Genomic DNA, 24,153 nt, shown 5'->3' on the forward strand with positions numbered 1-24,153 from the left:
AGTGGTCGACCCAGTCTAGGCAGCGCCGCCGTGCGTGCGCTGTGGGAACTACGTAGCCGCGACGCGCGTCAGGCGGTGTCGGCGATGCCGATCTCGGCGCGGGTTTGCGCGTGCAGCCGCGCGCACAGTTCGGCGGCGGTGGCCAGCGCGCCGTCAGCCAGGGCCGCGTCCACCTCGGCCGCCAGCGCGGTGATGCCGCAGTAGCCGAACGAACCGGCCGTGCCCTTCAGCGTGTGCGCCAGGCGGCGCAGCGCCGGCCAGTCGCCGTGGTTCAGGGCGCGGTCGATCGCGGCGAGCGTGTCGGGCAGGCCGGCGACGAACTCGGCGGTCAGCGCCGCGAGGTGGCGCTCGTAGCCCGTCTCGGTGTCCTCGAACGGCGCCGCCGCCGGGTGTGCCGCGGCGACGTGCCGCTCCAGCACCGCGTAGAAGTGGCCGCGGTTCACCGGCTTGGCGAGCACGTCGTCGCAGCCGCAGTCGCGGTAGGTTTCGACATCGGCGCGCATCACGTTGGCGGTCAGCGCGACGATCGGGCCGGCGTAGCCCCGGTCGCGCAGCGCGCGGGTCGCGGTCACGCCGTCCATCAGCGGCATCTGGATGTCCATCAGCACCAGCGCATAGTCGCCGGCCAGCGCCCGCTCGACCGCGTCATGGCCGTTGTCGACCATGTCGAACGCCAGCCCGGTCTGGCGCAGGTAGGTCGCGAACAGGCGCTGGTTGTCGACGCCGTCTTCGGCCACCAGCACCCGACCGGTGAGCACGGGCACCGCGATCGGCGCGCTCAGCGCCTGCGGGCGTTGCGCCTCCTCGAAATGGCGCGGATCGGCGAGCAGCTGCAACGCAGCTGCGTCGATGCCGAGCGGCACGCTCAGCGTGAAGCAGCTGCCCACGCCAGGCTCGCTGGACACGCTCACTTCGCCGCCGAGCACGTCGGCGAGCTGGCGCGAGATGTAGAGCCCCAGGCCGGTGCCGCCGAACTCGCGGGTCGTCGACACGTCGGCCTGCACGAAGGGCTTGAACAGGCGCGAGATCTGCTCGGCCGTCATGCCGATGCCGCTGTCCGTCACCTCGAAGCGCAGCGTCTGTGTCGCCGCGTCGTGCCGCACGTCGATGCGGACTTCGCCGGCCGCGCTGAACTTGATCGCGTTGCTGCAGAAGTTGAGCAGGATCTGCTTGAGCCGGACCGGGTCGGTGCGCAGCGCCGCCGGCAGCGGCAGGTGGTGCGCGACCGAGAACTTCAGCGCCTTCTCGCGCGCCCGGCCCGAGACCAGCGCCGTCACGTCGCCCAGCAGCTTCGGCAGCGCGACCTCGATGCGCTCGACCTCGAGCTGCTGGGTCTCGATCTTCGACAGGTCGAGGATGTCGTTGATGACCTCCAGCAGGTGGCGGCCGTTGCGGATGATGGTCGTGGCCGCATCGGCCTTGTCGCCCGCCGAGCCGCTCGGGTCGAGCAGCAGCTCGGCGAAGCCGATGATCGAGGTCAGCGGCGTGCGGATCTCGTGGCTCATGTTGGCGAGGAAGCTGCTCTTCGCGCGGTTGGCGCGCTCGGCGGCGTCGCGCGCCTCGCGGAACTCGGTCACGTCGACGATGCTGCCGACGATGCCGCCCGGCGAGCCGTCGAGCTTGTTGAAGCTCACCTTGGTGACGATCGTGTCGCGCGGCGGCCGACCCGGGCGACGCAACTGCTTCTCGTAGCTGGCCCGACCGGGTTCGCGCAGCAACGCCGCGTCGCATTCCAGGTTCGTGGGCGCCTCGTCGCCGAAAACCTCGTGCGGGTGGCGGCCGATCACCGCCTCGTGGGGGAGCGCCATCAGGTCCAGCCACGCCTGGTTGACGATCGCGTAGCGGCCCTCATCATCTTTCAGGAACACCGGGATCGGGCTGATCTCGAGCAGCCGCGCGTTGAACGCCAGCTGCGCCTTGAGCTTGTCGCGCGCAGTCTGCTGGGTCTTGCGGTCGGCGATCACCGACGCCGAGATGTCGTTGCCGACGCCGCGGTAGCCGATGAGACGCTCGCCCTCGAACACCGGCTCGCCGCTGATGCGCATGTAGTAGCACGGGCCCTGCGCGGAGGTGACCTCGAACTGCAGGTTGTGGAACGGCTTGCGCGCGGCCATGCGCTGCTGCAGCCGGTCGAGCTCGGCGGGCGCGCAGCGCAGCGTGCCGTCGACCGCGCAGGCGGCGCCGAGCAGCTGTTCGGCCGCGAGACCGGTGCGCACCTCCAGGTCTTCGGACACGTAGATGAAGCGGCCCTCGACGTCCTGCTCCCAGGCCCAGTCGGACGAGAGCGAGAGCAGGCTCGCGAGGCGCGACTGGCTGGCCTGCAGCGCCGCGTTCAGGGCCGCCATCTCGGCCGTGGCGTCGTCCTGGGACCGATCGAGCAGGCCGCGTTCGCGATCGGCATCGGCATAGGCGTGGCTGATCCGCGCCAGCAGCGACGCATACGTCGCGGCGTCGGGCAGCTGGCCGGGCGCCAGGCCCAACACCTGCAGCTGCCGCTGCAGCGCAGGGTGCAGGTCGGTGGTCGGCATCAGCAGCAGGTCTCCGAGAACAGCGCCCGCTCGGCGAGCGCCGCGGGCGGCAGCGTCGACGGCGGCGGCAGCGTGATGTGGATGGCCGCGCCGCCACCGGGCGCGTTGGCGGCGCTGATCCGGCCACCGTGGGCGCTCATGATCTTGCGGCAGATGGTCAGTCCGAGACCCGTGCCGCCCGAGCCGTCGCTGGTGCGCGAAGACTGCACGAACGCGTCGAAGATCGTCTCCAGCTCATCCGGCGGGATGCCGGGCCCATGGTCCCGGACGACCAGCTCGACCGTGCCCAGTGCATCCGCGGCGCGGCAGTCGACCTCGATGCGCGAGCCCTCGGGCGCATAGCGGATCGCGTTGGCGAGCACGTTGCGGATCACCTGCTGCATCCGGAACGCATCGACATCGGCCGGCAGTTCGGCGACCGGCCGCGGCACCTCGATGGCGAGGGCGCGCCCGGCGGCGATCGGCCGCAGTTCGCGCACCACCGCGTCGACCAGCTCGACGACATCGCGACGCTGCAGCGCCAGCGAGCCGACGCTGCTGTCCATCTTCGAGACATCGAGCAGCCCGTTGACCAGCCGCAGCATGCGCTGGCCGCCGTCCTGGATGTCGCCGAACATCTCGTGCAGTTCGGGCTGCGCACCGGCCAGCTCGGTACCGAGTTCGGAGAAGCCGATGATGGCCTGCAGCGGCGTGCGCAGCTCATGGCTGATGTTGGCGATGAACTCCGACTTGGCGCGGTTGGCGCGCTCCGCGGCGGCCTGCGCCTCGCGGGTGTGGCGCTCGGCCTCGCGGAACTCGGTCACGTCGATGATGCTGCCGACGATGCCGGCCGGCCGGCCATCGGCCTGCGTGAAGCGCACCTTGGTGACGACGGTGTCGCGCTCCTCGCCGTCCGGGCGGGTCAGGCGGTTCTCGTAGCGCACGCGCTGCTCGGTCGTCAGCAGTGCCCGGTCGCTCTGCGCGTGGGTCTGGATGTCGGCACCGAACAGTTCGATCGAATCGCGGCCGATCACGGCGTCGGCGCTCAGGCCCATCAGGTCCAGCCAGGCGTGGTTGACGGTCATGAAGCGGCCTTCGCGGTCCTTCACGAACAGCGGCGTCGGGCTGACCTCGAGCAGCCCGGCAGTGAACGCGAGCTGGGATTCGAGCTCGGCACGCGCGCGCTGGCGCTCGGTCACGTCGATCGCGAAGCCGGCGAAACCCTGGACCGCGCCGTCGCGGCCGTGCACCGCCGCCACGCTGACCTCCAGCGTGCGCGCGGCGCCGCGGGCATCGACGATCTGCACCGTCAGCGTGCCCGGTCCGTAGCCACCCGGTTGCGGGCCGAACAGCGCATCGACCTCCGGCTGCCCGGCCGGCACGCACAGCTCCGACAGGCGGCGCCCGATCGCGCTCGATTCGAGGCGGCCGGTGATCTGCGTCCAGCGCGCGTTGACGAAGGTGATGCGGCCCTCGGGATCGGTGCGGAAGATCATTTCCTGCACGCTCTCGACCAGCGTGCGCAGGTCGCGCTCGCTGGTCGCGACGCGGTCGCGCGTGGCCTGGAGCGCGAGCTGCACCGCCGCGTGGCTGCCAAGGCTGCGCCAGCCCAGCGCCACCATCACGCCGATCAGCAGCAACGCGATCGTGCAGGCGCCGACCAGCCAGCCGGCGATGCGCCGGAACTCGGCATCGACCCGGGCGTGGTCGCACTCGACGATCACCGCCAGCGCGCGCTTGCGCAGGGTGCGGAAAGCGGTCAGCACCAGCGCGCCGTCGAGACCGGGGCCCACATAGCTGCCGCTCTCGCGCGCGGGGAGGAAGCGCGTGAAGAACGCATGGCGCGCGGCCGAACTGCCGGGCGCGAGCTGGATGTTGCCGGTGGCCGCCAGCAGCGTGCCGTCGATGCCGAGCAGCGCGGCGGCACGGTCGCGATCGGCCAGCGTCAGCTCGTAGGCGTTCGCGAAGAAATCCGGGTTCAGCGCCGCGACCAGGTACAGCGCGTCGGCAGCCGGCGGGCCGACGCGCCGCACCAGCGGCACGAAGCTGTGCGAGGTGCCGACCGGCGGCGCGGCGGCGTCGGCCAGGTCGCGCCCCAGCACCAGCGAGCCGAGCCGGTCGACCGCCGTCTCGCCCGGCAGCGGGAGCTTCCGCGCCGCGACGGTGGCGCCGACGTTGCGCGTGTCGGAGCTCGCGAGCACGTGCCCGGCCGCGTTCACCATCGACAGGCTGCGCAGGAACGGCATGCCGCGCTGCGCCTGGGCCAGGGCGAGGCCCGCGCCCGCCGGGTCGGCGCGCGCCGCGTCCGGCGTCATCGCTTCGGCCAGCGTCGCGAGCGTCAGGTCGACGGTGTCGAAGGTGCGGTTCGCGTGGTCCTCGATCACGCGTGCCAGCATCTCGCTGCTCTGCAGTTCGTGGTGCTGGATCTCGCGGTGCTCGTACCCGAGGAAGGCGGCGACCACGGCCAGCACCGCCCCGGCCAGCGTGGCGCCGGTCCAGGCGATCGCGCGCCGGCTCAGCCAGCCCGGCAGTCCGGAACGTTGACGATGGGGCATGCCGACCACCGCTCGCTACTTGCTCACCGCGATCTCGCTGAGCCCGTTGTGCTTGGCCGCAGCCTCGAGCCGGCCGTCGCGCTTGATGCGCGCGACGAAGTCGTCGACCCGGCGCAGCCAGTCGTCGTCGCCTGGCTTCACCGCGTAGGCGTACGGCAGCACGTGGTACGGCGTCGGCGGCGCGACCAGGCGCGCCCAGTCGGCGTTGTCGAGCAGGCGCCGGCTGTACGGGTAGTCGGTCATGAAGACGTCGACCCGGCCGGCCTCGAGCTCCTGCTCGCGCGTCTGCGGCGGGCGGACCACGACCAACCTGGCCTGCTTCAGGCCGGCGGCCATCACCGGTTCCATGAAGGTCCCGGCCTGCACCGCCACCTGCACGCCGGGCTTGTCGATGTCGGCCCAGCTGCGGATCGCGCGGTTGCTGCGTGTCGTCACGCCGTAGATGTCGCTCTGCAGGTAGGGCTGCGAGAACCTGAGCGCCTGCTGGCGCTGCGGCAGCACGCCGATCGCGAACATCGCGATGTCGCAACGGTCGGCGACCAGGTCGTCGATCAGCTTCGGGAACGAGGAGTCGACGTACACGAGCTTCACGCCCAGGTCCGCGGCGAAGGCCTGCGAGAGCTCGATGTCGATGCCGGCGAGCTGCTGCGTCCGCGGGCTGCGGAACGTGACGCCGTAGTAATCGGGCCAGATGCACACGCGCAGGCTCGCCCCGGTGGTCACGCGGTCCTGCACCGGCCCGGCGTGCGCCGACGCGGCGAGGGTCAGGGCGATGGCCGCGCCGAGCGCGACGGCGGCGAACGCAGCAGTGGTCTTCATGCGGAAATCCAATCGAGCGTGTGGGTGGTGTGGAAGGGCGCCGGCTCGGTGGCCGGCGGTTCGGCAAAGCGCTCGCGGATGCCCTGGATCTCGGGCACGAGCGCGACGAAGTGGTCGAGCAGGCGCGGCTCGAAGTGGCTGCCCGACTGGCTGCGCATGAACGCGACCGCGTCCTCGACCGACCAGGCCGCCTTGTACGGGCGCTCGGAGGTCAGCGCATCGAACACGTCGGAGATCGCGACGATGCGCGCGGCTTCGGGGATCGCCTCGCCGGCCAGGCGGTGCGGGTAGCCGCTGCCGTCCCACTTCTCGTGGTGCGCGATCGCGATGTCGCGCGCCATCACCATCAGCTCGCTGCCGCCGCCGGCCAGGATCGCGGCGCCCACGCTCGTGTGGGTCTGCATGACCTGCCGTTCCTCGGGGGTCAGCGGGCCGGGCTTGAGCAGGATGCGGTCGGGAATGCCGATCTTGCCGACGTCGTGCATCGGGCTCGCGTGCAGCATCAGTTCGCAGCGCAGGCGGTCCCACCCGACCCGGCGCGCCAGCAGCGCCGACGCGTGGCTCATGCGCATCACGTGCTGGCCGGTCTCGTTGTCGCGGAACTCGGCGGCACGGCCCAGCGAGTGCACGATGTCCAGGCGCGACCGGCTCAGCTCGCGGGTGCGCTGCTGCACCATCTGCTCGAGCACGCCGTTCTGGTTCAGCAGGGCCCGGCGGGCCAGGTGCGCGAGCAGGATGTTGTTGACGCGCGCGAGCAGTTCGCGCCGGTTGAACGGCTTGTTGAGGAAGTCGGTCGCGCCGGCGTTGAGCGCGCGCAGCAGGAAGTCGTCGCCCGACTGCGCGGTCAGGATCACGATGGGCGGCGCGAGCATGTCGCCGACGCCGCGCACCTGCGCCATCACGTCGAAGCCGTCGAGGTGCGGCATGTTGATGTCGAGCAGGATCAGGTCGGGCCGCTCCCGCAGGTAGCTGCCGAGCGCCTCGCGCGGGTCCTGCACCAGCTCGATGTCGTGGTAGCCGGCGGTGCGCAGCATCAGGCCGAGCAACTTCAGGTTCGCGGGCTCGTCGTCGATGGCGAGGATCCGCGCCGATTTGGTGTCGAAGGAGGCGTCGGCTTGCATCAGGGTTCTGGCGGCTGCGGAGCGGGGGGTACGTCGCTATCGGCCCCGTCCAAAGGTTCTGAAATAGAAACACCTCAGAACTGATCCAGATCACGTTCGATAAATGAATTACGCGTCATTTCTCACGCCACCTTCGCGCCGGCGTCGCGCCGGACTTCGGGTAATCTCGGCGCGCCAGATCGAACGGGCCTTCTGACATGCTTCCCAAGACGCTTGCACTCGTCGACGACGACGCCGAGTTCTCCGAATTCCTCGCGCAGTACCTGCAGGAGCGCGAGGTCGCGGTACGCGTGTTCCACGACAGCGACGAGCTGTTGACCGACCGCGAGCCGTACGACTTCGACTTCTACGTGCTCGACCTGTCGCTGCCGGGCGTCGACGGCCTCGAACTGATCCGGCTGCTGCGCCGCCGCACCAGCGCCGGCATCCTCGTGGTCTCCGGCCGCCTCGCGCCCGACGTGTTCGACTCGGTGATCAACGCCGGCGCCGACATGTACCTGGCCAAGCCGGTGCGCTTCGAGCAGGTTGCGCTCGCGGTCAAGGCGGTGCACCGCCGCAGCGCGACGGCCCGCGAGCAGGTCTCGAACTGGCGCCTCGACCGGCGCGGCAGCGAGCTGGTCGCGCCCGATGGCGCCCGCATCGCGCTCAGCGAGACCGACCTGCTGGTGATGGAGTGCTTCGCCGCCGCCGCCGGCGCGACGGTCACCCGCGAGGCGCTGCGCGAGCGCCTGGGCCGTCCCGCCGCGGACGAGCCCGACAACCTGCTGCATGCCACGATCTACCGGCTGCGGCGCCGGATCGAGCGCGCCACGCCGGTGCTGGTGCCGCTGCAATCGCAATCGCGCGTCGGCTACGTGTTCCGCGCGACGCTGTCGAGCGGCTGACCACACGTCGCCGCACGCCGTCGATCAGTCGTCGAACGCCTGCGGCACCACCAGCTGCATCGTCAGCCCGGACGGCTCCTGCCGCACCCGGACCTCGCCGCCGTGCATCTGCAGGATGCGCTGCGTGACGTAGAGCCCGAGGCCGTGTCCGCGCGGGTTGTTCACGTGGTCGCCGCGGGCGCCGCGGGTGAACAGCCGCGCCGCCAGCTCGGGCGGAAAGCCGCCGCCCCGGTCGCTGACCTCGATCAGCAGCGCGAGGGGTTCGTCGGAATCGGCGATCTGCACCGTCACCGGCTGATCGGGCGGGCCGTAGGCCAGCGCATTGGTCAGCAGGTTGCGCAGCGCCAGGCGCATCAGGCCGGCGTGCATCGAGGCCGTGCGGGTCGACGTCGTGCGGCTGCGCACGATGCGCTCGCGGCTGGCCGGGTCGATGTCGGCGATCGCCAGCGAGACCAGGGTGTCGATGTCGATGTCCTGGCGGGCGAGCGGCCCGTCGCCGCCGAGCAGGACCGCGTCGGTCAGCGTGTTGTCCAGCGAGGCCGTCACCTGCGCCAGCACCGTCTTGGCGCGCCGCAGCCGGGCCGTGGCGCGTTCGCGGTCGTCCGGCCCGCCGACCAGCGCCTGGGCCGCGCTCTGCAGCGCCGCGGAGGCGTTGTTCAGCGGCTGCCGCACCTCGTGCGCCAGCACCGCCAGCATCTCCTCGCGGGACGACAGCAGACGCCCGCGCACCTCGAGCAGCGCCGCCTGCTCGGCGTTGCGCAGCTCGGTCTGGGCCCGGCGTTCGAGTTCACGGGCCAGTTCGGCGGAGCGCCGCAATTCGTGGTCGCGCGATTTCTCGAGTGCGATGCCGATGTAGCCGAGATTGCCGAACAGCGCCGCGACCACCGACGACGCGAAGCTGAGCACGAAGTCGAGGCTGCCGGCGAACGGCCGCGGCTCGCTCCAGTGGCCGCCGACGAAGGTCAGACGAACCCCCAGGGCCACCGCGTAGAGCGCGAAGGTGCCGCTGACGAGTGCGGCGCTGCGGTACCCGGTGGCGCGGTGCAGTTGCCAGGCGGTCCACGCCAGCCAGGCGGCACCGGCGAGGTTGACCGCCAGCGCGATCAGGAAGCGCGCTTCGTCGGCGCCGGGCCGCAGCCAGGTGATCGAGTACAGGCCCGCCGCCAGCAGCCACGGCAGTGCCAGCGGCAGCACGGCGACCGGCAGACCGCGCTCGCGCTGCATCGCCGCGCCGCGCAACGGGTAGGCCGCGAACATCAGCGGGCTCGCCAGCCCGAAGCCCAGCCAGTCCGGCAGCGGCTCGCGCTGCACGAGCAGGATGAAGCCGAGGCCGTAGAGCAGGCTGCCGCTGCACCACAACGCCACCGCGACGCGGTCGTGGCGCCGGTGCAGGATCGTCCACGCCGTCGCCGGCAACGCGAGGAAGAGAAGTCCGACGATCAGGAACGCCGTGGGCGGGTGCAGCATGGGGGCCGATCATCCGCGATCGATCCCCGGGCAGCCAGCGGCGCGCACAAGCCGGTCGAGTAACAATATGAGCTTCTTGGTCAGATATGACTCAAGGTCGGGGGGTTGCGGACGATAAGTGTTCCGTGCCGCTCCTTTGCCATCGCTCCATCCGCACTCACCTGCTGACCCTGGTCGCCGCCTGCGTGATCCCGGCGATCGTCGCGTCCGCGTTCCTCGTGTACCAGAACCACCGTCTGCAACGCGAGCGCACCTACCTCGATGCCGAGCGCGTCGCACGCAACCTGGTCGCCGACGTCGACGGCGAACTGCAGGGCATCGAATCGGGCCTGCGGGTGCTCGCCACGTCGGCAGAACTGGAACGCGGCGACCTGCCGACCTTCCACACGCGTGCGCTCGAGGCCCTGAAGTTCCAGAACGCCGACAGCTATGCCTTGACCGACCGCAGCGGCCAACTCGTGCTGAGCACGCTGCGCCCGTTCGGCAGCCTGCTCGCGCCGAGCGGGGTGGCCGCGCAACTGGCGCCGGTGTTCAGCGCGCGGTCGGTCGTGCTGAGCGACCTGTTCCAGGGCACGCTGATCAACCGGCCCCTGATCGTGATGGCGGTCCCGGTCCAGCGCCGGGGCGAGGTCGTCTACACGCTGAACGCCAGCCTGTCGCCGCAGCGCCTGACCGACATCCTGGTGCGACAGAAGCTGCCCGAGGGCTGGGTCGCGGCGCTGCTCGACAGCTCCGGCACGATCGTGGCGCGCAGCCGCGACGCCGCCCGGTTCGTCGGCCAGCGCGCCGTGGAGCCGCTGATCAAGGCGTCGCACGAGCGCCGCGAGGGCACGCTCGAGACCGTGACCAAGGACGGCGTGCCGGTGCTGACGGCGTACAGCCGCTCCGGCACGTCGACGTGGACGATCGCGGTCGGCGCGCCGCGCCAGGCCCTCATCGCGCAGGTCGAGCAGGGGCTGACCGGGATCGGCATCGGCATGATGGTCGCGCTCGTGTTCGGGCTCTGGCTGGCCTCCTCGATCGCCGCGCGGATCGCCAGCGCCGTGCGCGGCCTGATCGAGCCGGCGCTGGCGCTCGGCAGCGGGCGCCCGGTGGAGCTGCCGCCGCAGCCCCTGCGCGAGACGCAGGCGGTCGGCCAGGCGCTGCAGCGCGCGGCCCAGATGCTGGCCCAGGCGCAGCACCTCGCGAACCACGACGGCCTGACCGGGTTGTGCAACCGCATGCTGTTCGACGAACTGGCGCGCCGCGAACTGGCCGAGGCCCGGCGCTACGGCCGCGCGCTCGCGGTGCTGGCGATCGACCTGGACGGCTTCAAGGAAGTGAACGACCGGCACGGCCATGCCGCCGGCGACGCGGTGCTGAAGGGCGCCAGCGAACGCATCCTGGGCATGGCCCGCGCGACCGACACGGTCGCCCGCCTCGGCGGCGACGAGTTCGCGATGCTGCTGCCCGGCGCCGATCGCGACGGCGCGAGCCGCTTCGCCGCGACGCTGGTCGAAGCGCTCGGGCGGCCCTACCCGGGCGTGGGCACGGCCGTGTCCGCGAGCATCGGCGTGGCGCTGCTCTCCGAGGCCGGCACCACCGTGACGACGGTACTGAAGCGCGCCGACGGCGCGCTCTACGACGCCAAGCGCGCCGGCAAGAACCGCGTGATGGTGTGGAGCGACACGATCGCCGACGCCTTCGCCTGACGCGCCGCCGCGGTCAGCGGGTGTTCAGGAAGAAGCGCACCATCTCGGCCGACGCGTCGGGCCCGCGCGGATCGGTGTACGAGCCGTCGGCGCTCCCGCCCGACCAGGCGTGCGCGCCGCCGTGCACCAGCCACGCTTCGACCCGCGGGCGGCCGGCACCATCGGCGTAGACGGTGCGGGTGTAGGCACGGCCGCGGGCCGAGCCGCGTTCGCCGGGGGTCGCGGTCAAGGGCTCGGTGCCCGCCACCGCCTGCGCGACGATCGCCTCGCCGTTGCGCGCCACCACCGTCGCGTCCTGGTCGCCGTGGAACACGATGGTGCGCGGGACGCGCGCGCCGGGGGCGACGCGCGGCGGCGCCTTGGCGGCGCGTCCGCCGCTCATCGCCATGAACGCCGAGCCCACGTCGTGCGCGGCGCCGATCGGCAGGCCCGAATGCGCGCCCACCGCGGCGAACACGTCCGGATGCGTCTGCCCGAGGATCACCGCCATCGCCGCGCCCGCGGACAGGCCGGCGACGAAGACGTGCGCCGGGTCGACACGGTGGTCGCGCGCCACGTCGGCGACGATGCCCGCGAGGATCGCCGGTTCGCCGCCCTCGCGGCGCTGGTCCTCGGGTCGGAACCAGTTCCAGCAGTTCGAGCCGTTCGCGTTCCGCGATTGCGCCGGGTAGGCGACCAGAAAGCCGTGTTGCGCGGCCAGCGCATTCATCCGCGTGCCGGCCGCGAAGTCGTCCGGGTCCTGCTTGCAGCCGTGCAGCATCACCACCAGCGGCCGCGGTGTGCCACCGGCGCCGGCCGGCACGTAGAGCCTGTATGAGCGGCTGCCCGCCGCGCCGGAGTGGGTGCGCGAGAGGAAAGAACCGCCGTCGACCCGCTCGACAAAGGGCAACGGTTCGTCGCCCGGCGGCGCCGCCGGCGCATCGGCCGGCCGGGCGGGCGCATCCTGCGCCAGGCCGGCCGACTCGAGGGCGCGACGGATCGTCTCGGAAACGCTGCGGGTGGTGCCGCTGGTCGGGTCGAGCCCGGCCGAGCGCAGGGCGCGCTCGATGGTGTCGGAGATCGTGTTCAGGCTCATGAAGGTCCGTGAAGGAGAAATGGTGCAGTGCAGCATAGTGCCCTGAATTTCGATTCCGGGTCATCGGCAGCAACCCTTTCCCGTGTGGGACATCGCCTACCCCGACGGCGCCGGGTGCCGCCTGTCGTCCTACAGCACGAGCCGCTGCAGGCCGGCACGGGCGCCGAGGTGCGCTGCTTAAGCTCAGCGAACCAAGAAACCGAGGAGAACCCCGCATGAGAACCATCCTGATCCCCGCCGCCCTGGCGTCGCTGTTTGCCCTCGCCGCCTGCGACAAGCCGGCCGTCGTGGCCGTTCCGGCCCCGTCGCCGGCCCCGTCGACCGTCGTCGTCCCGGGCCCTCCGGGTCAGCCCGGTCCGCAGGGCGAGTCCGGCAAGGCGGGCGACACGACCGTCATCGTCACGCCGCCGGCCAGCGCCGCGTCGAACTGACCGCCTGACCGCCGTCACCGGCTCGCGATCGGCGAGCCGGGTTTGACGGCTCTTTTCCGGCGATCGCGCGGGGCGCGCCGCGGCATGCTGCGGGCTGGGCCGTCTGGTCTGCCCGCCGCACAGTCTCGACATGCCCGCTTTCACCGAAGAACAAGCCCGCGCCTACATGCACAAGCTGCTGGCGGCCATGAGCCAGGCCGGCGGCTCCGACCTGTTCATTGCGGCGGACTTTCCGCCGAGCATGAAATCGCACGGCGCGATGAAACCGCTGACCACGCAGAAGCTCAGCGCCGAGCTGACCCGCGAACTGGCCAACGCCCTGATGAACGAAGCGCAACGCGCCGAGTTCGAGCGCGAGATGGAATGCAACTTCGCGATCTCGATCCCGGGCATCTCGCGCTTCCGCGTCAACGTGCACGTGCAGCAGCAGTGCGTCAGCATGGTGATCCGCACGATCGCCTCGGAGATTCCGAACTTCGAGAAGCTCAAGCTGCCCGAGGTGCTGAAGGACGTGGTGATGAACAAGCGCGGCCTCGTGCTGGTGGTGGGCGCGACCGGTTCGGGCAAGTCGACCACGCTGGCCGCGCTGATCGACCACCGCAACCGCACCCATGCCGGCCACATCATCACCGTGGAAGACCCGGTGGAGTACGTGCACGCGTCGCGCCTGTCGCTGGTCACGCACCGCGAGGTCGGCGTCGACACCAAGTCGTGGCACCACGCGCTGAAGAACACGCTGCGTCAGGCGCCCGACGTGATCCTGATCGGCGAGATCCGTGACGCCGAGACCATGGAACACGCGATCGCGTTCGCCGAGACCGGCCACCTGTGCCTGGGCACGCTGCATGCCAACAGCTCGAGCCAGACGATCGAGCGGATCATCAATTTCTTCCCCGAGGAGCGGCGTGCACAGCTGCTGATGGACCTGTCCGCGAACCTGCGCGCGATCGTCTCGCAGCGCCTGGTGCGGCGCGAGGACGGCCACGGCCGCGCCGCCGCGATCGAGATCCTGCTCAACACGCCGATCATCGCGGAGCGCATCTTCCAGGGGCAGTTCCACGAACTGAAGGCGATCATGTCCAAGTCGCGCGAGCTCGGCATGCGCACCTTCGACTGGGCGCTGTTCGAGCTCTACAACGCCGGGACGATCAGCTTCGAGGAGGCGATCCGCAACGCCGATTCGGCCAACGAACTGCGCCTGCACATCAAGCTCAAGAGCGAGCGCGGCGAGCCGCCGCCGTCCAACTTCATGGACCTGGCGATCGAGGACGACGGACCGACGCCCGAACAGCTCGAGGAGCAGCGCCACGAGGAGCTGCTGCGGCAGCAGGAGACGCGCCGCCGGCGCGAGGACGCGGAGCTCGAACAGATGCGCGAGCGCAAGCGCCTGGCGGAGGCGGCGGCGCGCAAGCCCTGACCGCGGGCTCTCCGCCCAGTTCCCGACACCTGTCGGGTGCGTGCAGCGCCACCCGGCGGGTACGCTCGTCCCGTGGACGCGATGAGACCCGTCTTTGCCGTCTGGCGCGCGATGCTCACGCCGGCGCGGGCGTTTCAGCCGGCGTCGCTGGAGCGCGATTTCCTGCGCGACTATGCGCGCCGCTTCGCCAACGAGCGTCGCGCGATCACGCTGCTCGCGGCGCTGCTGTGGATCCCGCTCGCGGGCTGGGACCTGATCAACATGCGGGAGATCGGCGCCGACCTCCATGACGCCGGCCTGTTCGTCGGCGTGCGGGTGACCAGCATGGCCGTGCTGCTGGGCGTCGCGGCGGCCGCCACCGGCCCCTGGATGGAGCGCAACGAGCACGCGGCGTCGGCGCTGCTGATGGGTTCGTGCACCACGACCTTCGTCTTCGCCTACTGCCAGATGCGGCTGCTGCCGCCGGAGTACGGCCACGTCTACTACGGCCTGGCCCTGTCGACGATCATGACCGCTGGCTTCGCGGCGCTGCGGCTGCGCGGCCTGCCGGTGCTCTGCGTGATGGCGGCCTGCGTGGTCGCGCCGGTGGTCCTGCTGCACCTCGAGATGCTGTGTCGCCCGGGGGTCGACCTGCAGGCCGAGCAGCACTATGTGTTCAAGCTCTGCAACATCCTGCTGGTCGTCGGGGCGCTGGGCACGGCGCTCGCACAACAACTGGAGCGGTCACAGCGTGCGACCTTCCTGCGCGAGCACGAGCTGGCGCACTCCAACCACATCCTCGCGCGGCAGCGCCACGAGCTGGAAGCGCTCAACGGCGCGATCCGCCGCGCGAGCCAGCAGACCGAGGAGAAATCCAGGCTGCTGATCGACGCGCAGACCGCGCTGTCGCTCGCGCTCGACGCCGCGAAAGCCGCCAGCCGCGCCAAGAGCGACTTCGTCGCGAACATGAGCCATGAGTTCCGCACGCCGATGAACGCGATCATCGGCCTGACCCACCTGCTGATGCAGTCCGAACAGCAACCGCGCCAGGTCGAGTGGCTGCGCTCGATCGAGACGGCGTCCGCGCACCTGCTGTCGCTGATCAACGCGATCCTCGACATCTCGAAGATCGAGGCCGGCAAGCTCGAGCTGCAGCACGCCGACTTCGACCTCGCGGCCACCTTCAACCAGCTGCGCGCGCTGGTCGCCAACCAGATCATGACGAAGGGCCTGCAGATCGAGCTCGACACCGGCGACGTGCCGGTGCGCCTGCGCGGCGACTCGACCCGCCTGCTGCAGGCGCTGCTCAACTACACCGGCAACGCCATCAAGTTCACGACGCAGGGCACGATCGTCGTGCGCGCCGAGCTGCTCGAGGCCGGCACCGAGGAGGTTCTCGTCCGCTTCCAGGTGAGCGACCCCGGGCCCGGCTTGTCGTCCGATCAGCTCTCGCGCCTGTTCCGCGCGTTCGAGCAGGCCGACGGGCCGCCGGGCCTCAAGGCGGCCGGCACCGGCCTGGGGCTGGCCATCACCAAGAGCCTGGCGACCTCGATGGGCGGGGACGCCGGCGCCAACAGCGAGCCGGGCCGGGGCAGCACCTTCTGGTTCACCGCGCGGCTGGAGCGGGCCCGCGAACCGGCGCGCCACATCGACCGGCACGAGCAGGTGCGCGACGCGCGCGCCGAGCTCCGGCGCCGCCACGAGGGGGCTCGCGTGCTGCTCGCCGAGGACAACGAGGTGAACCAGGAGGTGGCGTGCGCGCTGCTGTCGGCGGCTGGCATCAGCGTCGAGGTCGCCGGCGACGGGCGCGAGGCGGTCGAGAAGGCGAGCAAGGAGAGCTTCCAGCTGATCTTGATGGACGTGCAGATGCCGGTGATGGACGGTCTGGCCGCGACCCGGGCGATCCGCCTGCTGCCGGGCCGGGAGGCGACGTCGATCCTGGCGATGACGGCGGACATCTTCACCGACAACAAGCAGGCGTTCGAGGAGGCCGGCATGAACGACTACGTCGACAAGCCCTGCCACCCGAACGACCTCTACAAGGCGCTGCTGAAATGGCTGGCGCCGCTCGCCGCGCCCGCGCGCAACGAGCGCGGGCCGGCGAACACGGTCCACTAGCGAGTCCGCGCGGCATGAAGCTTGCAACACTCGCCCCTTCAACTCCCGGGGACCAGCGTGCAGGTGTCGACGTCGATCAAGGTGCGACTCCGGGCCATCGCCGAGGTGCTGGTCATCGCGATGCTCGGCACGATCCCGGCGCTGCTGCCCGCCACCGCCCTGCTGGCGCTGATCGACTTCCACAAGGACAGCGACGGCTTCATGATGGCGATGCTTTACGCGGGCAGCGTCGGCGGCGCCGCGGTCGGCATGGCGTTCGCGAAGCGGCGCGCCGGCAAGCCCTGACGGTCGCGCGGCGACGCCCTACATCGCCGCCCGCGCCGATGGGCTAAGTTCGAGGCTGCAGGACCGAGCCTGCCAGCCACGAAGGAGCCAGCGCATGAGTGCCGAGGGCGTCGAGCGGTTCCTGGATGCCCAGGAGCCGATCTACGGACAGGTCGTCGAGGAGTTGCGCCGCGGGCGCAAGACCGGCCACTGGATGTGGTTCGTGTTCCCGCAGCTGCGCGGCCTGGGCCGCAGCCCGACGGCGCAGTTCTACGGGCTCGCATCGGCGGACGAGGCCCGGGCCTACCTCGCACAGCCAGTGCTCGGTCAACGACTCAGGCAGTGCGTGGACCTCGTGCTCGCGGTCGACGGCCGCTCGGTGCACGACATCTTCGGCAGCCCGGACGACCTGAAGCTGCGCTCCAGCCTGACCCTGTTCGACCACGTGGCGCCGCACGACCCGGTGTTCGGTCGGGCGCTGGACCGCTTGTTCGGCGGCGTGCGCGACGACCGCACGCTGGCGCTGCTCGGCCATCGACCCTCAACCCCAGGAGATCCCCCATGACTTCTCAGCAGATCAAGCCCGAGCTTCACGGCAAGACCATCGAATCGGCCGAAGTGCTCGAACGCCCGAGCGGCGACGCGGAATTCGTGATGCGATTCACCGACGGGTCCACGGCCACCGTGGCCGCGTGGAAGCGCGAGGGTCATGCGCTGCAGATGAACGTCGACCTGTCGCAGAACGCGCATCCTCTGACCGATGGCGGGACGCATCGGCGCAACGTCTGAACATCGCCAGCCCGACCGCGAGGCCCAGCCCGAGCAGCGCGGTCGTGGACGGCTCCGGCACCGGCAGGAAGCGGATGTCGTCGATCGCCACGGCGGTGCGTTCGTCCGGGGTGCGCAAACCGATCCTCAGCTCGACCAGCCGACCCGCGAACGCCGACACGTCCCCGCGCCATTCGCCGCCGACGGGCCGCATGTCGATCATCGTGCCGTCGAGCGACAGCGAAAAAGCGGCGTCGCTGGCGAGCAGGCTCACGGTGGTCGCACCGATCGGGACCGTGCCGGTCTGCCACACCTCGGCCTCGACGAAGCCGCCACGCGGGATCTGCTCGTACAAGGTTCCGCTGTGCATGTACAAGGCGTACGAGCCCGTCCCGAAAGCCGTGCAGCACCCCGACACCGGATACAGCGAATAGCTGACGCTGTAGCCCACGTTGAGATTCTCGTAGCCGAGGTAGGCATCGGCCGCCAGGTGACTCCACCCCGGGGCACCCTGGCTCCAGGTCAGGAAGCCGCCCTGCTCGAGTTCGGACAGCTGCGCCTCCTCGAACCCGAGGTTGACGAAATTCTGCGCGTGAACCCCGAAGCTGGCGCCTGCCAGCACAGCGATGACGCAGGACGCGAGTCTCATGGTCGTCTCCCGCCGACAGAGGAAGCCCGGATATTCGGCGGTGCGACGGCGCCTTGCAAGTGCTTGATGCGGGGCCCGGGCTCTTCCCCGGGTCGAGGACCTGCTACTTAAACGTCGATATTCGCCGCCCGCAGCGCATTCGTCTCGATGAAGTTGCGCCGCGGCTCGACCTCGTCGCCCATCAGCATCGTGAAGACGCGGTCGGCCTCGATCGCGTCGTCGATCTGCACGCGCAGCAGGCGGCGCACGGCCGGGTCCATCGTCGTCTCCCAGAGCTGCGCGGGGTTCATCTCGCCCAGGCCCTTGTAGCGCTGGCGCGCGACGGCGCCTTCGGCCTGCTGGATCAGCCAGGCCATCGCCTCGCGGAAATCGCCGACGCGCATTTCCTTCTGCTTCTCGCCTTCGCCGCGCATCACCACGGCCTCCTCGCCGACCAGGCCGCGGAAGGTCGCGCCGGCGGTGCTCAGCGCCTCGTAGTCGGCGCCGTGCACGAAGTCGGCGGTGATCACGCTGCTCTTCACGTTGCCGTGGTGCATGCGGCTGATGCGCAGGATGTGCTTGTCGGTGCGGGCGTCGAACTCGGCGGTGACCTCGGCGTCGTGCAGCGCGGCCTTCAGCGCGGCGGCCGATTGCTCGGCGGCCTCGAGCGTGTCGACGTCGAGCGCGAGGCCGTTGGCCATCGCGCGCAGGGCTTCCACGTCCATCCAGCTCGACAGGCGCTCGACGACGTTCTTCGCGAGCACGTACTGGCGCGCCAGCGCTTCGAGCGCATCACCCTGCAGCAGCGCGGCACCGGGCACCTTGGTGTCGAGCTTGGCGTCTTTCAGCGCGACCTTGAGCAGGTACGCGTCGAGCTCGTGGCCGTCCTTCAGGTACTGCTCTTCCTTGCCGAGCTTGACCTTGTAGAGCGGCGGCTGCGCGATGTAGATGTGGCCGCGCTCGACCAGCTCCGGCATCTGGCGGAACAGGAACGTGAGCAGCAGCGTGCGGATGTGCGCGCCGTCCACGTCGGCGTCGGTCATGATGATGATGCGGTGGTAGCGCAGCTTGTCGGGGTTGAAGTCGTCGCCGCCCATGCCCTTGCCGATGCCGGTGCCCAAGGCGGTGATCAGCGTCAGAATTTCATTGCTGGTCAGCAGCTTCTCGTAGCGCGCCTTCTCGACGTTCAGGATCTTGCCGCGCAGCGGCAGGATCGCCTGGAACTTGCGGTCGCGCCCCTGCTTGGCGGAGCCGCCGGCGGAGTCGCCCTCGACGATGTAGATCTCGCACAGCGCCGGGTCCTTCTCCTGGCAGTCGGCCAGCTTGCCGGGCAGGCCCATGCCGTCGAGCACGCCCTTGCGGCGCGTCATCTCGCGCGCCTTGCGCGCGGCCTCGCGGGCGCGGGCGGCGTCGACGATCTTGCTGCAGATGATCTTCGCGTCGTTCGGGTTCTCCTGGAGGTAGTCGGTCAGCGCCTTGCTGACGACATCTTCCACCGGGCCGCGCACTTCGCTGCTGACGAGCTTGTCCTTGGTCTGCGAGCTGAACTTCGGCTCGGGCACCTTGACGCTGAGCACGCAGCACAGGCCTTCGCGCATGTCGTCGCCGGTGACCTCGACCTTCGCCTTCTTGGCGAGCTCGTTGTCCTCGATGTACTTGTTGATCACCCGCGTCATCGCGGCACGCAGGCCGGTCAGGTGGGTGCCGCCGTCGCGCTGCGGGATGTTGTTGGTGAAGCACAGCACGCTCTCGCTGTAGCCGTCGTTCCACTGCATCGCCACGTCGGTCGTGATCGTCGTGCCCTGCTCGCTGATCTTCTCGCCGGTCGCGCCGAACACCGTCGGGTGCAGCACCTTCTTGCCGGTGTTGATGAACTCGACGAAGCCCTTGACGCCGCCGGCGAACGCGAAGGTGTCTTCCTTGTTGTTGCGCTCGTCCTTCAGGCGGATCTTCACGCCGTTGTTCAGGAAGCTCAGCTCGCGCAGCTTCTTGGCGATGATGTCGTAGTGGAAGTCGATGTTCGAGAAGATCTCGAGGTCGGGCAGGAAGTGCACTTCGGTGCCGCGCAGGTCGGTCTGGCCGATGATCTTCATCGGGCTGACTTCGAACCCATCACGTTGCTCGATCAGCCGGTCCTGCGGGATGCCCTGCTTGAACTCCATGAAGTGCGCCTCGCCGTCGCGGCGCACGGTCAGGCGCAGCCACTTGCTCAGGCCGTTGACGCAGCTCACGCCCACGCCGTGCAGACCGCCGGAGACCTTGTAGCTGTTCTGGTTGAACTTGCCGCCGGCATGCAGCTCGGTCAGCGCGATCTCGGCGGCCGAGCGCTTGGGCTCGTGCTTGTCGTCCATCTTTACGCGCGTCGGGATGCCGCGACCGTTGTCGGTCACGCTGATCGAGTTGTCGGAGTGGATCGTCACGACGATGTCGTCGCAGTAGCCGGCCAGCGACTCGTCGATCGAGTTGTCGACCACCTCGAAGACGAGGTGGTGCAACCCGGTGCCGTCGGACGTGTCGCCGATGTACATGCCGGGCCGCTTGCGCACCGCCTCCAGGCCTTCCAGGATCTGGATGCTGCCTTCGCCGTACGCGGCGCTGTCGGCGGCGTGTCGGGTGGTCTTCGCGGCGTCGTCTTCGGGGGTGATCGGGGTGTCGCTCATCGGGTCTTTCACACTCGCATCTGGGGCCGGAATCGCTAAAAGCCAGCCCTTTGAAAAGCACTCAAGCGGGCCGAAGCCCGCTTGGTCGTGGGTCGTTCGCAGCGGCGCTAGATGCGCATCGGCATCACGACGTACTTGAAGCCGGCCTGCTCGGGCACGGTGATCAACGCGCTGGAATTGGTGTCCTGCAGCTCCATCTTGATCATGTCGACGCTCATGTTCGACAGCGCGTCGATCAGGTAGGTCACGTTGAAGCCGATCTCGATCGCGTCGCCGCCGTAGTCGACCTCGAGTTCTTCCTTGGCCTCTTCCTGCTCGGCGTTGCTCGACGCGATGCGCAGCGTGCCCGGCTCGAGGTTGACGCGCACGCCCTTGAACTTCTCGCTGGTCAGGATCGCAGCGCGCTGCAGGCTGGCCAGGAACGGCGCCCGGCCGAGCGTCACCGAGTTCTTGTGGTTCTTCGGGATCACGCGGTTGTAGTCGGGGAACTTGCCCTCGACCAGCTTGGTGACGAACTCCATGCCGCTGAAGCTGAACTTGGCCTGGTTGCCGGCGAAGCGCATCTCGATCAGGCCCTCGTCGTCCTTGCCGTCGTCCTTCAGCAGGCGCTGCAACTCGAGCACCGTCTTGCGCGGCAGGATCACCTCCTGCTTCGGGATCTCGACATCGAGCGTCGCCTGCGCCAGCGCGAGGCGATGGCCGTCGGTCGCGACCAGCGTCAGGCTCTTGCCCTCGGCGACGAACAGGATGCCGTTGAGGTAGTAGCGGATGTCGTGCACCGCCATCGCGAAGTGCACCTGGTTGATCAGCCCCTTCAAGGCCTTCTGCGGGACGCTGAACGCCGGTCCGAAATCCGCCGCTTCCTGCACCAGCGGGAAGTCGTCGCTCGGCAGCGTCTGCAGCGTGAAGCGGCTCTTGCCGCCCTGCAGCGTGAGCTTGCTCTGGTTCGCGGTCAGCGTGACGATCTGGTCCGCCGGCATCGAACGCAGGATGTCGATCAGCTTGCGCGCTCCGACCGTGGTCGCGAAGTTGCCGCTGTCACCACCCAGTTCGGCGCGGGTTCGGACCTGAATCTCCAAGTCGCTGGTCGTCAGTTCGAGGTTCTCGCCGGTCTTGCGGATCAGCACGTTCGCCAGGATCGGCAGCGTGTGGCGCCGCTCGACGATTCCGGCCACAGCCTGCAGCGCGCTCAAAACTTTTTCTTGTGCTGTCTTCAAGACAATCATTTGAACCTCTCAACTTGGTCGTAATAGTAGAGAACGCCGGTTTCTGTGGACAACGCCATTTTCGCCTGTTCCATCAATCACTTAGGCCAATGACAAGCCTGGGGCCCGACCCCTTGGCACGCTCGTGCCGAACAGACAACAACTTCCCGGAACCCGTCGGGCCTGTGGACAGACCGGCAGTTGCCAGAAAGTTGTCCCCAGGGTTGTGGCTTGACAAGGCGCGATTCATCTCAGCCCTTCAGGGTCTGCTCGAGCACGTGCAGCTGCTGGTTCAGCTCGGTGTTCTTCTGGCGTTCGGCGGCGATCTTGCGCACCGCGTGCAGCACGGTCGTGTGGTCGCGGCCGCCGAACAGCTCACCGATCTCGGGCAGGCTCTTCTGCGTCATGTCCTTGGCCAGGTACATCGCGATCTGACGCGGCCGGGCGATCGAGGCCGGGCGCTTCTTGCTGTACATGTCGGCGACCTTGATCTTGTAGAAGTCGGCCACCGTCTTCTGGATGTTCTCGACACCGATCTGGCGGTTCTGGATCGACAGCAGGTCCTTCAGCGCCTCGCGCGCCAGGCCGATGTTGATTTCCTTGTGCGAGAAGCGCGAGTACGCGAGGATCTTGCGCAGCGCGCCTTCCAGTTCGCGCACGTTGGCACGCACGTTCTTCGCGACGAAGAAGGCCACGTCCTCGGGCATCGGCGTGGCTTCGAGCTCGGCCTTGCGCATCAGGATCGCCACGCGCATCTCGAGTTCGGGCGGCTCGATCGCCACCGTCAGCCCCGCGTCGAAGCGCGACGTCAGCCGCTCGTCGATGTCCACCAGCCCCTTGGGGTAGGTGTCGCTGGTCATGATGATGTGGGCGCGCTTGGCCAGCAGCGCCTCGAAGGCGTTGAAGAACTCCTCCTGCGTGCGCTCCTTGCCGGCGAAGAACTGCACGTCGTCGATCAGCAGCAGGTCGAGCTGGTGGTACTTGGCCTTCAGTTCGTCGAAGGTCTTGCGCTGGTAGTTCTTCACCACGTCGGTGATGAACTGCTCGGCGTGCAGATAAAGGATGCGCGCGTCCGGCTTGTCGGCCAGCAGCGCGTTGCCGACGGCGTGGATCAGGTGCGTCTTGCCCAGGCCGACGCCGCCATAGATGAACAGCGGGTTGTACATCTGGCCCGGCGCGCCGGCGACATGCAGCGCCGCGGTGCGCGCCATCTGGTTGGCGCGGCCGGGCACGAGCGTGTCGAAGGTAAGCGCCGGGTTCAGCCGGCTGCGCGACGGCACCTGCTGCCCCGCGCCGACTGGTGCGGTCGCGGCCGGAGGGCGCGTCATGTGGAGCGCCTGCGAGACCGGCACCGCACCGCCCGCACCGTTCGATACCGCCTGATGCGCGGCCTCGTGCTGCACCGGAGCCGTGCGCGCGGCCAGCGCGATGTCCAGGCGCACCGGCTTGCCGGCGAGTTCGGCCAGCACGGCCTCGATGCGGCCGCCGTACTGGTTGCGGATCCAGTCGAGCTTGAACCGGTTGGGCACGCGCAGCGTCACGACGGCGCCTGCCTCGCCCTGGTCGGTGACCTCGGCAGCCGCCAACGGGCGGATCCAGGTGTTGAATTGTTGTTCAGGCAGCTCGGCGGCGAGTCGCTCGCAGCCACGTTGCCAAAGGTCAGCGCTCATTGTGGAAAACTTGTCTCGGGAGCGGGCGAATTGTACGTTGCGCGGGGCGGTCGGGGATGGTTATCCACAGTCCCAGGGGCGCCTCGAATGCCCCCGCTCCTGCAAGGCCCGCGGTGTAAGTCATTGACCGAGCAGGGGGTTTTTGGTGTAATAGTGGGTTTCCCGAAGCCGACCCCGGCCGACGGCAAAAACCAAATCGAAACATCGACCTGGCGTTTCGCCAGGGCACATGCTGGTCTTCGCCAGCGGGGATCAGATCATGAAACGCACCTACCAAGCCTCCAAAGTCCGCCGCGCCCGCACCCACGGCTTCCTCGTCCGCATGAAGACGCGTGGCGGCCGCGCCGTGATCAACGCGCGCCGCGCCAAGGGCCGCAAGCGCCTCGCCGTCTGAGGCCCGCGCCTCGTCGAACTGCGCCAGTCCATGATCGCGCGCCTCGTGCGGTCGGCAGATTTCGAACGCGTGCTGCGCACGCGAACCCGGGTGAACAGCCAGCACTTCGCGGTGCACCACGTGGCTGAGCGTCCGAGCACGCCCTCCAGGCCGGCCGCCAAGGCGCTCCCGGGTGAGTTGTCAACAGGTGAGGTACGTATTGAACTTCCGCCTGTGGATGACTCGGTCTGGCTGGGCACCGTCGTGCCGAAGCGCCATGCCAAGCGGTCGGTCACGCGCAGCTTGCTGAAACGCCAGATCCGGCACGCCGTCACGGCCCATTCGGGAGCGCTGGCGGGCGGCCTCTGGGTCGTTCGCCTGCGGGCCCCGTTCGACCGTGCGCACTTCGTCAGCGCCGCGTCCGACGAACTGCGGCGCGTTGCGCGCGAGGAACTCGACAGCCTGATCGGCAGCGCCGCCCAACGCGTGGCCGCCGGCGCCTAGTCGCCGCGCGCGTGCCA

At 69.6% G+C, this 24,153-nt stretch carries 18 protein-coding genes and 1 pseudogene; 9 read left to right on the plus strand and 10 right to left on the minus strand.

Features of this window, described 5'->3' with window-relative positions:
• Positions 1-68 precede the first annotated feature (68 nt).
• Genes ASC76_RS21560 through ASC76_RS21575 form a run of 4 tightly spaced genes read right to left on the minus strand, consistent with a single transcriptional unit; the run spans position 69 to position 7,002 of the window.
• On the minus strand, positions 69-2,528 hold the full coding sequence (locus tag ASC76_RS21560) for an ATP-binding protein (protein WP_056471701.1): 2,460 nt from the start codon (positions 2,526-2,528) through the stop codon (positions 69-71).
• Positions 2,528-5,062 (minus strand): PAS domain S-box protein, encoded by a 2,535-nt coding sequence (locus ASC76_RS21565; RefSeq protein ID WP_157615953.1) that lies wholly within the window; start codon positions 5,060-5,062, stop codon positions 2,528-2,530. Before ASC76_RS21565 ends, ASC76_RS21560 begins: the two co-directional genes overlap by 1 nt.
• A gap of 15 nt (positions 5,063-5,077) precedes the next feature.
• The gene (locus ASC76_RS21570) at positions 5,078-5,881 is read right to left on the minus strand and encodes an ABC transporter substrate-binding protein (RefSeq protein WP_056471707.1); all 804 of its coding nucleotides are present in this window, start codon (positions 5,879-5,881) and stop codon (positions 5,078-5,080) included.
• Positions 5,878-7,002, minus strand: a complete 1,125-nt coding sequence (locus ASC76_RS21575) for an HD domain-containing phosphohydrolase (RefSeq protein ID WP_056471710.1) — start codon at positions 7,000-7,002, stop codon at positions 5,878-5,880. Before ASC76_RS21575 ends, ASC76_RS21570 begins: the two co-directional genes overlap by 4 nt.
• Before the next feature lie 197 nt (positions 7,003-7,199).
• Between ASC76_RS21575 and ASC76_RS21580 the strand changes: the two genes are divergently transcribed.
• On the plus strand, positions 7,200-7,886 hold the full coding sequence (locus tag ASC76_RS21580) for a response regulator transcription factor (RefSeq protein WP_056471712.1): 687 nt from the start codon (positions 7,200-7,202) through the stop codon (positions 7,884-7,886).
• Between the two features lie 24 nt (positions 7,887-7,910).
• On the opposite strand, the gene ASC76_RS21585 is transcribed toward ASC76_RS21580, so the two are convergent.
• Positions 7,911-9,353 carry a sensor histidine kinase KdpD gene (locus ASC76_RS21585; RefSeq protein WP_056471714.1) on the minus strand — a complete coding sequence of 481 codons (1,443 nt, stop codon included), beginning with the start codon at positions 9,351-9,353 and terminating at the stop codon, positions 7,911-7,913.
• Between the two features lie 125 nt (positions 9,354-9,478).
• On the opposite strand from ASC76_RS21585, the gene ASC76_RS21590 reads away from it, so the two are divergent.
• Positions 9,479-11,044: a sensor domain-containing diguanylate cyclase gene (locus ASC76_RS21590; protein ID WP_235580549.1), complete on the plus strand. Its 1,566-nt coding sequence runs from the start codon at positions 9,479-9,481 to the stop codon at positions 11,042-11,044.
• 13 nt (positions 11,045-11,057) lie between these two features.
• Here the strand turns inward: ASC76_RS21590 and ASC76_RS21595 are convergent, their stop codons facing one another.
• Positions 11,058-12,119 (minus strand): PHB depolymerase family esterase, encoded by a 1,062-nt coding sequence (locus tag ASC76_RS21595; protein ID WP_157615955.1) that lies wholly within the window; start codon positions 12,117-12,119, stop codon positions 11,058-11,060.
• 215 nt (positions 12,120-12,334) lie between these two features.
• Here ASC76_RS21595 and ASC76_RS21600 point away from each other — a divergent pair, with 215 nt between their 5' ends.
• The 5 genes and pseudogenes from ASC76_RS21600 to ASC76_RS21620 all read left to right on the plus strand — a co-directional run bounded on the left by ASC76_RS21600 (position 12,335) and on the right by ASC76_RS21620 (position 16,893).
• Positions 12,335-12,550: a hypothetical protein gene (locus ASC76_RS21600; protein WP_056471721.1), complete on the plus strand. Its 216-nt coding sequence runs from the start codon at positions 12,335-12,337 to the stop codon at positions 12,548-12,550.
• 130 nt (positions 12,551-12,680) lie between these two features.
• Positions 12,681-13,787, plus strand: a pseudogene (locus ASC76_RS21605) (PilT/PilU family type 4a pilus ATPase); the annotation flags it as partial.
• Positions 13,788-14,048: 261 nt separating this feature from the next.
• Positions 14,049-16,064, plus strand: a complete 2,016-nt coding sequence (locus tag ASC76_RS21610; RefSeq protein WP_082549372.1) for a response regulator — start codon at positions 14,049-14,051, stop codon at positions 16,062-16,064.
• 57 nt (positions 16,065-16,121) lie between these two features.
• A complete protein-coding gene (locus ASC76_RS21615; protein ID WP_056471726.1) occupies positions 16,122-16,349 on the plus strand; it encodes a hypothetical protein in 228 nt (75 codons plus the stop codon).
• Between the two features lie 94 nt (positions 16,350-16,443).
• On the plus strand, positions 16,444-16,893 hold the full coding sequence (locus tag ASC76_RS21620; RefSeq protein WP_056471728.1) for a DUF1810 domain-containing protein: 450 nt from the start codon (positions 16,444-16,446) through the stop codon (positions 16,891-16,893).
• 96 nt (positions 16,894-16,989) lie between these two features.
• On the opposite strand, the gene ASC76_RS24915 is transcribed toward ASC76_RS21620, so the two are convergent.
• From ASC76_RS24915 to dnaA, 4 genes are all read right to left on the minus strand, one after another.
• A complete protein-coding gene (locus ASC76_RS24915) occupies positions 16,990-17,745 on the minus strand; it encodes a PEP-CTERM sorting domain-containing protein (RefSeq protein ID WP_082549373.1) in 756 nt (251 codons plus the stop codon).
• A gap of 107 nt (positions 17,746-17,852) precedes the next feature.
• The gene (gene gyrB / locus ASC76_RS21635) at positions 17,853-20,384 is read right to left on the minus strand and encodes a DNA topoisomerase (ATP-hydrolyzing) subunit B (protein WP_056471739.1); all 2,532 of its coding nucleotides are present in this window, start codon (positions 20,382-20,384) and stop codon (positions 17,853-17,855) included.
• Between the two features lie 107 nt (positions 20,385-20,491).
• On the minus strand, positions 20,492-21,610 hold the full coding sequence (gene dnaN / locus ASC76_RS21640) for a DNA polymerase III subunit beta (RefSeq protein WP_056471742.1): 1,119 nt from the start codon (positions 21,608-21,610) through the stop codon (positions 20,492-20,494).
• A 230-nt stretch (positions 21,611-21,840) separates the two neighbouring features.
• A complete protein-coding gene (gene dnaA, locus ASC76_RS21645) occupies positions 21,841-23,259 on the minus strand; it encodes a chromosomal replication initiator protein DnaA (RefSeq protein ID WP_056471745.1) in 1,419 nt (472 codons plus the stop codon).
• A gap of 259 nt (positions 23,260-23,518) precedes the next feature.
• Here dnaA and rpmH point away from each other — a divergent pair, with 259 nt between their 5' ends.
• Complete coding sequence (rpmH, locus tag ASC76_RS21650) at positions 23,519-23,653, plus strand: 50S ribosomal protein L34 (protein WP_007834827.1); 135 nt, start codon at positions 23,519-23,521, stop codon at positions 23,651-23,653.
• A 30-nt stretch (positions 23,654-23,683) separates the two neighbouring features.
• Positions 23,684-24,136 carry a ribonuclease P protein component gene (locus tag ASC76_RS24920; protein ID WP_082549374.1) on the plus strand — a complete coding sequence of 151 codons (453 nt, stop codon included), beginning with the start codon at positions 23,684-23,686 and terminating at the stop codon, positions 24,134-24,136.
• Positions 24,137-24,153 lie beyond the last annotated feature (17 nt).

This window comes from Rhizobacter sp. Root404, assembly GCF_001425865.1.
Lineage (GTDB): Bacteria > Pseudomonadota > Gammaproteobacteria > Burkholderiales > Burkholderiaceae_C > LMDS01.